The sequence below is a fragment of the Pseudomonas sp. NMS19W genome, assembly GCF_051554255.1.
GTDB lineage: Bacteria > Pseudomonadota > Gammaproteobacteria > Pseudomonadales > Pseudomonadaceae > Aquipseudomonas > Aquipseudomonas kribbensis.
On sequence record NZ_CP136718.1, the window covers coordinates 136,239 to 148,833 of the forward strand.

The 12,595-nt window shown below is 62.3% G+C and carries 10 protein-coding genes; 3 read left to right on the top strand and 7 right to left on the bottom strand.

Features of this window, described 5'->3' with window-relative positions:
- Positions 1–196: 196 nt before the first annotated feature.
- Complete coding sequence (locus tag R1A29_RS00535; RefSeq protein WP_438300354.1) at positions 197–1,357, bottom strand: AAA family ATPase; 1,161 nt, start codon at positions 1,355–1,357, stop codon at positions 197–199.
- A gap of 144 nt (positions 1,358–1,501) precedes the next feature.
- On the opposite strand from R1A29_RS00535, the gene R1A29_RS00540 reads away from it, so the two are divergent.
- The 3 genes from R1A29_RS00540 to R1A29_RS00550 are packed head-to-tail and all read left to right on the top strand — an operon-like array spanning position 1,502 to position 6,710.
- Positions 1,502–2,605 (top strand): efflux RND transporter periplasmic adaptor subunit, encoded by a 1,104-nt coding sequence (locus R1A29_RS00540; protein WP_119428589.1) that lies wholly within the window; start codon positions 1,502–1,504, stop codon positions 2,603–2,605.
- The gene (locus tag R1A29_RS00545; protein ID WP_114880994.1) at positions 2,602–3,666 is read left to right on the top strand and encodes an efflux RND transporter periplasmic adaptor subunit; all 1,065 of its coding nucleotides are present in this window, start codon (positions 2,602–2,604) and stop codon (positions 3,664–3,666) included. The genes R1A29_RS00540 and R1A29_RS00545 overlap by 4 nt, the downstream gene beginning before the upstream one ends.
- Complete coding sequence (locus R1A29_RS00550) at positions 3,663–6,710, top strand: efflux RND transporter permease subunit (RefSeq protein WP_438300356.1); 3,048 nt, start codon at positions 3,663–3,665, stop codon at positions 6,708–6,710. The genes R1A29_RS00545 and R1A29_RS00550 overlap by 4 nt, the downstream gene beginning before the upstream one ends.
- A gap of 33 nt (positions 6,711–6,743) precedes the next feature.
- On the opposite strand, the gene R1A29_RS00555 is transcribed toward R1A29_RS00550, so the two are convergent.
- The 6 genes from R1A29_RS00555 to R1A29_RS00580 are packed head-to-tail and all read right to left on the bottom strand — an operon-like array spanning position 6,744 to position 12,560.
- On the bottom strand, positions 6,744–7,370 hold the full coding sequence (locus tag R1A29_RS00555) for a class I SAM-dependent methyltransferase (protein WP_438300357.1): 627 nt from the start codon (positions 7,368–7,370) through the stop codon (positions 6,744–6,746).
- Between the two features lie 48 nt (positions 7,371–7,418).
- Complete coding sequence (locus R1A29_RS00560; protein ID WP_438300358.1) at positions 7,419–8,063, bottom strand: methionine ABC transporter permease; 645 nt, start codon at positions 8,061–8,063, stop codon at positions 7,419–7,421.
- Positions 8,053–9,177 carry a methionine ABC transporter ATP-binding protein gene (locus tag R1A29_RS00565; protein ID WP_438300359.1) on the bottom strand — a complete coding sequence of 375 codons (1,125 nt, stop codon included), beginning with the start codon at positions 9,175–9,177 and terminating at the stop codon, positions 8,053–8,055. Before R1A29_RS00565 ends, R1A29_RS00560 begins: the two co-directional genes overlap by 11 nt.
- Positions 9,178–9,179: 2 nt before the next feature.
- Entirely contained in the window at positions 9,180–9,989 is an 810-nt protein-coding gene (locus tag R1A29_RS00570) for a MetQ/NlpA family ABC transporter substrate-binding protein (RefSeq protein WP_438300360.1), read from the bottom strand.
- 13 nt (positions 9,990–10,002) lie between these two features.
- Positions 10,003–11,367: an LLM class flavin-dependent oxidoreductase gene (locus tag R1A29_RS00575; RefSeq protein WP_438300361.1), complete on the bottom strand. Its 1,365-nt coding sequence runs from the start codon at positions 11,365–11,367 to the stop codon at positions 10,003–10,005.
- A complete protein-coding gene (locus tag R1A29_RS00580) occupies positions 11,367–12,560 on the bottom strand; it encodes an SfnB family sulfur acquisition oxidoreductase (RefSeq protein ID WP_438300362.1) in 1,194 nt (397 codons plus the stop codon). Before R1A29_RS00580 ends, R1A29_RS00575 begins: the two co-directional genes overlap by 1 nt.
- Positions 12,561–12,595 lie beyond the last annotated feature (35 nt).

The window sequence follows — 12,595 nt, forward strand, 5'->3', positions numbered from 1 at the left end:
CGCCCTCACCCCAGCCCTCTCCCGGAGGGAGAGGGAGCCGACGGAGGTGTCTGGCAAGTTACATCGACCTGAAACACCGGGTCGATTATGGATTCGGTACAGCAAGATCAGGTCGGCGTAATTCTTGAGCATCCCCCAATCAGTTCCCTCTCCCTCCGGGAGAGGGCTAGGGTGAGGGGCTCTTCAACTGACACACCTAATCAGGCCAATTCCACGCCGGCTCATCCAGCACCCTCTGCCCGACAACGCCTGTCTGGCCCAACGTCTTCTCCAACACAATGCAATTGCATTCCGGGTCTTCCTGCAACGCCGAAATCAATCGCCGTGCGTGTGAAACCACCCACACCTGACACTCCTGCGATGCGCGAATGATCAACCGCGCCAGCGCCGGCAACAGGTCCGGATGCAGACTGGTTTCCGGTTCGTTCAGCACCATCAGCGAAGGCGGGCGTGGCGTCAGCAGTGCGGCGACCAGCAGCAGATAACGCAACGTGCCGTCCGACAATTCCGCCGCCGACAATGGCCGCAACAAGCCCTCCTGAAAGAACTCGATGGCAAAGCGTCCGCCCGCCAGCGGCGCGATGTTCAACCGTGCGCCGGGAAACGCGTCACTGATCGCCGCCTGCAAGGCCTCGGGATCACCGATCTCGATAATGGTGCGCAACGCCGCCGCCAGATCGCGGCCGTCGTGATGCAGCACCGGCGTGCGCGTGCCCAGTTGCGGCTGGCGCACCGGGGCGTCGGCGTCGCTGCGAAAGTGATCGTAGAAACGCCAGCGGCGGATGAACTCGCGCATCTGGAACACCTCCGGCGAAGTGCGCAGGCTGCCGACCTGATCGAACAGGCTGTCGAAGTTCGGCGTGTGTTGCGCCAGCACATCCCAACTGCGACCGTTGCGGCTGCGGATCATCGGCCCGTTGCGGTCCACCAGCAGACTGGCCGGACGATACAGCGGTCCGGCCCAGATGCATTCCTTTTTGATTTCCGGGTCGAGGGAAAAGAACGAAAGGCTCGGTTCGGGCAAGCCCAGCGCAATTGAATAGCTGAAATCTTCACCGGCAAAACCCAGCCTCAGACGTTTCACGCTCTGGCGCACGGTGGACTGGATTGGCACTTCACCGTTGCGCATGCGCCGGCTGATGGTTTCCGGTCCGGCCCAGAACGTCGATTCCAGCCCACCTTCGCGAGCCAGTGCATTGACCACGCCGCCCTGAGCGGTTTCCGCCAGCAGGCGCAGTGCCCGGTAAAGGTTGGATTTACCGCTGCCGTTGGGGCCGGTGATCAGGTTCAGCCGACCCAGCGGAATCACCAATTTATTGATCGAGCGGTAATTGGCCACCGCGAGGGTCTTGAGCATGAAAATCCTTCCTGGGTGCTCCGGAATCCGGGTCAGGATACCTGCTGCACATAAATGCATATATCGCCCGGACGAAGGTTGAACCCTGTTCTAAGCTCACAGTCGTATCGTCACTTGCACGTTCGTACACAGGAAGGAGTCTGCATGGCGAGTCCCGGATTGAAAACAGCCGCCCTGTTGGGCCTGCTCGCTTTGCTCGCCGCCTGCGGCGAAAAAAAGGCGCCCCAGGAGTATTTGCCGCGGGTCTTCGTGCAAGAGGTCAAGCCTGCGGACTTCGCGGCATCCGTGACCCTCACCGGCGATGTTCAGGCCAGGGTGCAGACCGAATTGTCGTTCCGGGTCGGCGGCAAGATCATCCAGCGCATGGTCGATGTCGGTGACCGTGTCTCGGCCAAACAAGTGCTGGCCAAACTCGATCCCAAGGACTTGCAGACCAACGTCGATTCCGCCCAGGCCCAGGTGCTGGCCGAGCAGGCGCGGGTCAAGCAGAGCGCTGCCGCGTTCGTCCGCCAGCAAAAACTGTTGCCCAAGGGCTACACCAGCCAGAGCGAATACGATTCCGCGCAAGCGGCATTGCGCAGCAGCCAGAGTGCGTTGAGCGCGGCCCAGGCGCAGTTGGCCAACGCCAAGGATCAGCTGAGCTACACCGCGCTGATCGCCGATGCACCGGGCATCATCACCCAGCGTCAGGCCGAAGTCGGCCAAGTGGTGCAGGCCACGGCGCCGATCTTCAGCCTGGCCCGGGACGGCGACCGCGACGCGGTGTTCAACGTGTACGAATCGCTTTTGGCAGAGCGGCCGGCCGAGCGTTCGATCGTCGTCAGCCTGCTCGACAACCCCGCCATCAAGACCACCGGCACCGTGCGTGAAATCACCCCGGCAGTGTCGGCGCAGTCCGGCACGGTGCAGGTCAAGGTCACCCTCGACAGCCTGCCCCAGGGCATGCAGCTCGGTTCGGTGGTCAGTGCCACCGCCAAGGGCAGCGGCAAATCGGCGGTGGAATTGCCGTGGTCGGCCCTGACCAAGAACATCAGCGAACCCGCCGTATGGATGGTCGACGACAAGGGTGAGGCGCAACTGCACAACGTCACCGTCGGCCGCTACCTGACCGGCCACGTGATCATCAGCGAAGGGCTCAAGGGCGGCGAAAAAGTCATCGTTGCCGGTGGGCAGCTGCTGCATCCGGGGATGAAGGTCGAAATCGCCGAGAACACCTACAAGGAACTGCAACCGGGAGCACAGCCATGAAGCCTTTATGGGTGATGTCTGTCGGGCTGCTGCTGGTTGCCTGTTCCAAGAGCGAGCCGCCGCCCGAACCGGTGCGGCCGGTGTTGTCGATCAAGGTCGAAGCACTGAACGAGGAAACCCTCGGTCGTTTCGCCGGCAGCATTCAGGCGCGCTACGAGAGCAACACCGGTTTCCGTGTCGGCGGGCGCATTGCCAGCCGTAACGTCGACGTGGGGGCCGAGGTGGAGAAGGGCACCTTGCTCGCCACCCTCGACCCGTCCGATCAGCAGAACCAGCTGCGTTCGGCCCAGGGCGATCTGGCGAAAGTCGAAGCACAACTGATCAACGCCCAGGCCAACGCCCGGCGTCAGCAGGCGCTGTTTGATCGCGGGGTCGGTGCCCAGGCGCAACTGGACATCGCCACCACCGACCTGAAAACCACCCAGGCGTCTCTCGATCAGGCACGGGCTGCGGTCAATCAGAGCAAGGATCAGCTCGGCTATACCGAACTGCGCTCCGACCACAAAGCCGTGGTCACCGCGTGGAACGCCGAGGCCGGTCAGGTGGTGACGGCCGGCCAGCAAGTGGTGACGCTCGCGCAACCGGACATCAAGGAAGCGGTGATCGATCTGCCGGACACGCTGGTCGATCAGATCCCCAGCGACGTGGTGTTTCTGGTGGCCGCGCAACTCGATCCGAGCATCAACACCACCGCCGTCATCCGGGAAATCGAACCTCAGGCACAAAGCGCCACGCGCACCCGCCGCGCACGCCTGACCCTGGCCAGCACGCCACCGGGCTTCCGTCTCGGCACGGCAATCAGCGTGACCCTCAGTTCGGCGATCAAACCGCGAATCGAATTGCCCGCGACAGCCTTGCAGGAGGCCGACGGCAAAACCCGAATCTGGGTGATCGACCCGCAAAGCAAAACCGTTGCCCCGCGCGACGTCAGCGTGACCAGCCGTACCGACAGCACCGTGGTGCTGGCCGGCGGGGTCAAGTCCGGCGAGCGTGTGGTCAGCGCCGGCGTCAACAGCCTCAAACCCGGACAAGCCGTGAAACTCGACGAGGACAGTCAATGAAAGGGTCTTTCAATCTCTCCGAATGGGCCCTCAAGCATCAGTCGTTCGTCTGGTACCTGATGTTCGTCGGGCTGCTGATGGGGGTGTTCTCGTACTTCAATCTGGGGCGCGAGGAAGACCCGTCGTTCACCATCAAGACCATGGTGATCCAGACCAAATGGCCGGGCGCGACCCAGGAGGAAACGCTCAAACAGGTCACCGACCGCATCGAGAAAAAACTCGAGGAACTCGATTCCCTCGACTATGTGAAAAGCTACACGCGCCCCGGAGAATCCACGGTCTACGTGTACCTGCGCGACACCACCAGCGCCAAGGACATTCCGGAAATCTGGTACCAGGTGCGCAAGAAAATCGACGACATTCGCGGCCAGTTTCCCCAGGGAATTCAAGGGCCGGGATTCAACGATGAGTTTGGTGACGTGTTCGGCTCGGTCTATGCGTTTACCGCCGACGGCCTGACGATGCGGCAACTGCGCGACTATGTGGAACAGGCGCGCGCCGAGATTCGCAACGTGCCGGGGCTGGGCAAGATCGAGATGGTCGGCCAGCAGGATGAAGTGATCTATCTGAACTTCTCCACCCGCAAACTGGCGGCGCTGGGCATCGATCAGCGGCAAGTGGTGCAAAGCCTGCAATCGCAGAACGCCGTGACCCCGGCGGGTGTGATCGAGGCCGGGCCCGAGCGGATTTCGGTGAGAACCTCCGGGCAGTTCGCCTCGGAAAAGGATCTGGCCGAGGTCAATCTCAAACTCAATGACCGCTTCTATCGTCTGGCCGACATCGCTGAAATCAGCCGTGGCTACGTCGACCCGGCGACCCCGGAATTCCGCTTCGACGGCAAGCCGGCCATCGGCCTGGCAATCGCCATGCAGAAGGGCGGCAACGTCCAGGCTTTCGGTAAAGCACTGCATGCGCGCATCGATCAACTCACCGCCGACTTGCCGGTGGGCGTTGGTGTGCACACCGTTTCCGATCAGGCGGTGGTGGTGGAAGAAGCCGTCGGCGGTTTCACCAGCGCGCTGTTCGAAGCGGTGATCATCGTGCTGGTGGTGAGCTTTATCAGCCTCGGCGTGCGGGCCGGGCTGGTGGTGGCGTGCTCGATCCCGTTGGTGCTGGCCATGGTCTTCGTCTACATGGAGTACAGCGGCATCACCATGCAGCGGATTTCCCTCGGAGCACTGATCATCGCCCTCGGGCTGCTGGTGGACGACGCGATGATCACCGTGGAAATGATGGTCACGCGGCTGGAAATGGGCGAGACCAAGGAGCAGGCGGCGACGTTCGCCTACACCTCCACGGCATTCCCGATGCTCACCGGTACGCTGGTGACCGTGGCCGGTTTCGTGCCTATCGGTCTCAACGCCAGCTCCGCCGGTGAGTACACCTACACGTTGTTTGCGGTGATCGCGGTGGCGATGATCGTGTCGTGGATCGTGGCGGTGTTCTTCGCGCCGGTGATCGGCGTGCACATTCTCAGCACCAACGTGAAGCCCCACGAAGCCGAGCCGGGGCGTATCGGGCGCGCGTTCAATCACGGGTTGCTGTGGTCGATGCGCAACCGCTGGTGGTGCATCGGCATCACTGTGCTGTGCTTTGTGCTCTCGGTGTTTTGCATGCGCTTTGTGCAGAACCAGTTCTTCCCGTCTTCCGACCGCCCGGAAATCCTGGTCGACCTGAACCTGCCGCAAAATGCCTCGATCGATGAAACCCGCAAGGCCGTCGACAAGCTCGAAGCCACGCTCAAGGGCGACCCGGACATCGTGCGCTGGAGCACTTACATCGGCCAGGGTGCGATCCGTTTCTACCTGCCGCTGGATCAGCAACTGCAGAACCCGTACTACGCGCAACTGGTGATCGTCAGCAAAGACTTCAAGGCCCGGGAAGCCTTGAGCCAGCGCCTGCGAGATCGCCTGCGCCAGGACTTCGTCGGCATCGGCAGTTACGTGCAGGCCCTGGAAATGGGCCCGCCGGTGGGCCGGCCGATTCAGTACCGGGTCAGCGGCAAGGACATCGATCAGGTGCGCAAGCACGCCATCGACCTCGCCACCGAACTGGACAAGAGCCCGCACATCGGCGAGATCATTTACGACTGGAACGAGCCCGGCAAAGTCCTGCGCATCGACATCGCCCAGGACAAGGCGCGGCAGCTCGGCCTGTCCTCGGAGGATGTGGCCAACCTGATGAACAGCATTGTCAGTGGCTCGCCGCTGACCCAGGTCGATGACGATATCTACCTGGTCAACGTGGTCGGGCGGGCGGTGGATTCCGAGCGCGGCACACCGGAAACCCTGCAGAACCTGCAGATCGTCACGCCCAACGGCACATCGATTCCGCTGCTGGCCTTCGCCACCGTGCGTTATGAACTGGAGCAGCCGCTGGTGTGGCGTCGCGACCGTCTGCCGACCATCACCATCAAGGCTTCGGTGCGCGACGAAATCCAGCCGACCGATCTGGTGAAAGTCCTCAAACCGACCATCGATGACTTCGCCGCCAAACTGCCGGTGGGTTACAAGGTCGCCACCGGCGGTACGGTCGAGGAGAGCGGCAAGGCCCAAGGGCCGATTGCCAAGGTCTTGCCGCTGATGCTGTTCCTGATGGCGACTTTCCTGATGATCCAGCTGCACAGCGTGCAGAAGCTGTTCCTTGTGGCGAGTGTCGCGCCGCTGGGGCTGATCGGCGTGGTGCTGGCGCTGGTGCCGACCGGCACGCCGATGGGCTTCGTGGCGATCCTCGGGATTCTGGCGCTGATCGGCATCATCATCCGCAACTCGGTGATCCTCGTGACGCAGATCGAGGAGTTCGAGCACAAGGGCTACTCGCCCTGGGATGCGGTGGTGGAAGCGACCGAGCACCGGCGCCGGCCGATTCTGCTGACCGCTGCGGCGGCGAGCATGGGCATGATCCCTATCGCCCGGGAAGTGTTCTGGGGGCCGATGGCCTACGCGATGATCGGCGGGATTGTGGTAGCGACGTTGCTGACGCTGCTGTTCCTGCCGGCGCTGTATGTGGCCTGGTACAAGATTCGCGAGCCAAAGAAAAACTAGATCAAAAGCTCCCTCACCCTTGGATGAGGGGAGTCAGATCTTGCGCCAGACACTCGCCAGCCATGGCTGCTGTTCACGCGGCAGCCCCGCCGGCCGGTAGTAATGCTCCAGCTCGACGAACCCGGCAGCGGTCAGCAACCCGCGCCACGCCTCCAGGTCGTGATATGAGCCATAGCGCGGCCCGTTCCAGCCCTCACGATTGTCCCCGCGTGGATTGGAGCTGAACAGCACACCACCCGGTTTCAGTGTCCCGTGCAACTGCTTCAAAACCCGTGGCAATTCCTGCAACGGCACATGGAACAGCACCGCGTTGGCGAAGATCCCGTCGAAGCGTGCTGCCGGCAGATCCAGCTTCAGAAAATCCTGGCACCACACTTCACAGCCACTGTCCTCCCGGGCCATCTGCGCGAATTTTTCCGCACCGTCGAGGCCGACGGCGATGTGACCCATCCGTGTGAAGGTCTGCAAATCCCGCCCCGGCCCACAGCCGAAATCGAGAATGGAAAACGGCGCTTCAGCCTGAATATGCCGCAGCAGGGCGTCGATGTTCTGGCTGACATCGTGGTCGCGGGTGCCTTCACGAAAATCCTCGGCCACCGAGTTGTAGTGGCCGAGAGTAGTGGAGGTGATCTGTTCCAGATCGATAGGCGTCTGTTTCATGGTCGGACTGCGCTGGCAAAGGATGTTGCCGACTATACGCCATGCAATTCAGCGCTTGTTCAACCCTCGCGCCAGACGGTCGCCGCCCAGTTGAATCACCGCCACCAGCGCCACCAGCAGCACGATCACGGTCAGCATGATCTGGCTGTCGAAGCGTTGATAGCCGTAGCGATAAGCGATGTCGCCCAGACCGCCGGCGCCAATTGCGCCAGCCATCGCCGATGAGTTGATCATCGTCACCAGGGTGATGGTGAAACCGCCAACGATGCCCGGCAATGCTTCGGGCAACAACACGTGCCAGATGATGTGCCAGCGCCGGCAGCCCATGGCTTGCGCGGCTTCGATCAAGCCATGGTCGACTTCGCGCAGGCTCACTTCGGCGATCCGCGCGAAAAACGGCGTAGCCGCGATGGTCAGCGGCACAACGGCCGCCCACACACCGTACGTGGTGCCGACGATCAGCCGGGTGAACGGAATCAGCGCGACCATCAAAATCAGGAACGGAATCGAGCGAAACAGGTTCACGAACGCACCCAGCGCGCGATTGAGCACCGGCGCTTGGTAGATGCCGCCCTTGTCGCTGGTGACCAGAATCACCGCCATGGGAATCCCGGCGAGCAACGCGATCAGAGACGACACGCCGACCATCAGAAACGTGTCGATGAAACCCTGCAGCAAGCGATCAAACCACATAACCCAACACCTCCGTGCGTTGTGCCCACTGGCTGGCGCGCTGACGCAGCTCCTCGGCGTTCAGTTTTGATCCCGCCACCGCCAGCAACAGTTGCCCGAGCGCGTGGCCCTGAATCCGTTCCACGCCGCCCTGGAGCAATTTCACCCGGCCACCGAGTGCGGCGAACAGTGCAGCCAGATCCGGTTCGTCCTGCTGGCTGCCAGTGAACTGTAAACGCAGCACCACGGACGCATCGGACGACGACGGTTGTGCCTGCAAACGGCTTTGCAATTCTTCTGGCAAAGCGTGTTGTAACGGCGCGAGCAAGGTCTGGCTGACCTCATGCTGCGGATTGCCGAACACTTCCCAGACCGGGCCCTGTTCGACGATGCGGCCATGTTCCAGCACGACGACGCGGTCGCAGATTTCCCGGATCACCGCCATCTCGTGGGTGATCAGCACGATGGTCAGGCCCAGGCGTTTGTTGATCTCGCGCAGCAGGCCGAGGATCGACTGGGTGGTTTCCGGATCCAGCGCCGAAGTGGCTTCGTCACAGAGCAGAATGTCCGGGTCGTGCACCAGCGCGCGGGCAATGCCGACGCGCTGTTTCTGCCCACCGGACAGCTGCGCCGGATACGCCTTGTGCTTGGTTTGCAGGCCCACCAGTTCCAGCAGTTCGCGAACCTTCTTCTCCCGCTGTTCCTTCGGAACGCCGGCGACTTTCAGTGGCAGTTCGACGTTCTGCCACACCGTTTTTGCCGACATCAGGTTGAAGTGCTGGAAGATCATGCCGATTCGTCGGCGCAGGGCGACGAGGCGATTCTCGTCGTACTCGCCGATGTCCACCTGATCGATCAGCACCCGACCCGAGGTCGGTTGTTCGAGGCGGTTGATGGTGCGGATCAGCGACGACTTGCCGGCGCCGCTGCGGCCGATGATGCCGAACACTTCACCGCGCTGGATCGCCAGGTCGATGCCTTGCAGGGCGGCGACCGGGCCTTGTTTGCCGTCGTAGGTCTTGCCGAGCCCGACGAAACGCACATGGGCGCGGTTCAGCTCGGGATGCAGTTCGGTGCGTTGCGCAAGCGCGGGTGGCTCTGGAAGATCCAGTCGCCGTTGGATGGCAGCGGTCATCCTCAGCTTTCCCAGCCGGCCTGGTACAGCTTGCCGTGGGCCTTGTCCAGCGCGGCGCGAACGGCCGGCGAATGCTGGTAGATGTCGACGAACTTGATCAGGCGCGGATCGGTTTTGCTCTTGGGCTGGATCACGAACTGGATCACGTATTCCTTATGGTCGAGGCCGTCGAACAGCAGGGCGGAGCCGGCGTCGAAAGTCTTCGCCAGACGGATGTAGGCCGGATAACCCTGGACCAGATCGGCATCATCGTAGGCGCGCACCAGTTGCACGGCTTCGACCTGCAGGATCTTGATCTTCTTCGGGTTGGCGACGATATCGTCTTCGGTGGCCTTGTAGCCGACGCCCGGTTTCAGCGTGATCAGACCGGCCTTGGCCAGCAGTTGCAGGCCGCGTCCGCTGTTGATCGGGTCGTTGGCGATGGCGACGCTGGCGCCTTCCGGCAGCTCGTCGAAGCTTTTGTATTTTTTCGAGTACAGGCCGACGTTGTTGATGATCCCCGGGGCGAACGGCACCAGGTCGAAACCGGAGGCGGCCTTGGCGTTTTCCAGGAACGGGATGTGCTGGAAGTAGTTCACGTCGATGTCGCCGGCGGCGAGGCTGACGTTCGGCGCGATCCAGTCGGTGAACTCCACCAGCTCGACTTTCAGGCCTTGTTTGGAAGCCTCTTCGACGGCCGCTTCCAGCGGGATCGCGAAGGCGGCGGTGGTGCCGATTTTCAACGGCGCGTCGTCGGCGAACACCGGCGAGCTGAACAGGCCGAAGGCCAGGGCCAGTGCTTTGACTGGGTGGGACAGGAGCTTCTTGGTCATAGTGGTCTTCCAGTCAGTGCGAGGAGGTGTGTCGGTAGTGGGCGCCGGTGTGTTGCTGCGGCAGATGCGCTTCGTTGTGAAACAGTTTTTCCCGCAGGCTGCCGGTGTCGTACGCGGTCTTGTACGAGCCGCGCCGTTGCAGCTCCGGAATCACCAGATCGATGAAATCCACATAGCTTTCCGGGGTGACGATGCGGGTCAGGTTGAAGCCGTCGAGGCCGGTTTCGGCGATCCACGATTCCAGTTCATCCGCCACCTGCTGCGGCGAGCCGACCACGGTGATGTAGCGCCCGCCGAGGGCGTGCTGGTCGAGCAACTTGCGCCGGGTCCAGTCGTTGTTCTGCAGGTTCTTGGTGGCGGACTGGATCGCGTTGCTCTTGACGTACTGGATTGGTTCGTCAATTTCGTACCGGGAAAAGTCGATCCCGGTGGACGCCGAGAAATGCGCCACGCCCGCTTCGGCACTGGCGTAGCTCAGGTATTCGGCGTGCTTGGCCCAGGCCGCTTCCTCGGTCTCGCCGACGATCACGTTCAGGCCCATGAACACCTTGATGTCCTCGGGCTTTCGACCCGCTTCGACGGCGCTGGCGCGGACCTTGTCCACCTGCACCTTGGTCGACGGCTTGTTCTGGCCGCTGATGAACACGCACTCGGCATGACGCCCGGCGAACAGCAGACCGCGCTCCGAACTGCCGGCCTGGAACAGCACTGGCGTACGCTGCGGCGACGGCTCGCACAGGTGATACCCCTCGACCTGATAAAACTCGCCCTTGTGCTCGACCTTGTGCACCTTGTCCGGCTGCGCGTAGATCCGCTGCTGTGGGTCGTTGAGCACCGCATCGTTTTCCCAGCTGCCTTCCCAGAGTTTGTAGAGCACTTCGAGGTACTCGTCGGCCTGGTCGTAACGCCTGTCATGCTCGACTTGCTCGCTCAGGCCCATGGCCTTGGCGGCGCTGTCCAGATAACCGGTGACGATGTTCCAGCCCACCCGCCCACGGCTCAGGTGATCGAGGGTCGACATGCGCCGGGCGAACAGATACGGCGGCTCGTAGGTGAGGTTGGCGGTCAGGCCGAACCCCAGATTTTTCGTCACGGCAGACATGGCCGACACCAGCAATAGCGGATCGTTGACCGGCAACTGGATCGACTCTTTCAGCGTGACGTCCACCGAGTTCTGATAGACGTCGTACACACCGACGATGTCGGCGATGAACAGCCCGTCGAACAGCCCACGCTCCAGCAGTTGCGCCAGTTCGGTCCAGTACTCGATGGTCTTGTATCGGGTCGAGGTGTCCCGTGGATGGGTCCACAACCCGTGGTTGATGTGGCCGATGCAATTCATGTTGAACGCATTGAGCAGGATCTTTTTCTTGCTCATCAGATGGTCCCTCGCAGCGGAGGGTTTTCATCGTTGAGGTAGTAATTGCCCACCGCGTGATACTTCCAGCGCACCGGGTCGTGCAGGGTGTGCACCCGAGCGTTGCGCCAGTGGCGGTCGAGGCCGTGCTCGATCAGGGTGGCCTGGCTGCCGGCCAGTTCGAACAGGGTACTGCCGGCGGCCAGGGAGATTTCGGTGCTGATCGCTCGTGCTTCGGCGACGGCAATCGAGGCTGCCGCAACGGTCTCGGCGTTGGTCTCGGCCTGGGCTGCATCGAGGATTTCGCCGGCGCGTTCGAGCAAGGCTTCGGTGGCGTGCAGACGAATGCTCAGGTGGCCGAAGCTCTTGAGGGTCAGCGGGTCTTCGGTGGCTTTGTCGTTGCCCGAATCGATCCACGGCCGGGTCTTGCTGCGCACGAAGTGCAGCGCATCTTCGTAGGCGGCGCGGGCGATGCCGGTGTCGATGGCGGCGTGAAGAATCTGCGCCAGCGGGCCGACGGTGGTCGGACGCTCGAAAGCGCTCTGGAACGGAATGACATCTTCGGCGGCGACATACACGTCTTCGAATACCACCGAACCGCTGCCGGTGGTGCGCTGGCCGAAGCCGCTCCAGTCGTCGATCACGGTCAGGCCTTTGCTGTCGCGAGGGACGAAGGCCAGTTGCTGCACGCCGTGTTCATCGACCACTGAAGTCGGGATGCGCTGCGCGTAAATCGCACCGGTTGCATAGAACTTGCGGCCGTTGATGCGATAGCCGCTGCCGTCACGTTTGAGGCTGGTGACGCGGTCGTGGGCAGTCTTGGTGCCCAGTTCTGCCAAGGCGTTGCCGAAGCGCTGACCAGCAAGGACTTCGGCGTACAGACGTTGTTTTTGCTCGTGGCTGCCGTTCACCCGCAGCACTTCTAGGGCATAGAAATGGTTCTGCGGAATCTGCCCCAGCGAGCCATCGGCCCGGGCGATCAGGGCGATGACTTTGGCCAGGGTCACGTTGGACACACCGGCACCGCCGTACTCCTTGGGCACGCTGATGCCCCACAGGCCGGAGCGGGAAAACACGTCGAGCTCCGGCAGCGGCAGGCGGCGTTCGCGGTCGCGCAGGTTGCTGTCGCGCTGGAAATCTTCGGCCAGGTCGCTGGCGACGATCAGGGCTTGCTCGTCGCTGGTGATGACCGCGACGGGATGGGAAAGAGTCATGTGTTTCTCCAGAGATCTGGTCAAAAGTGTTCTGG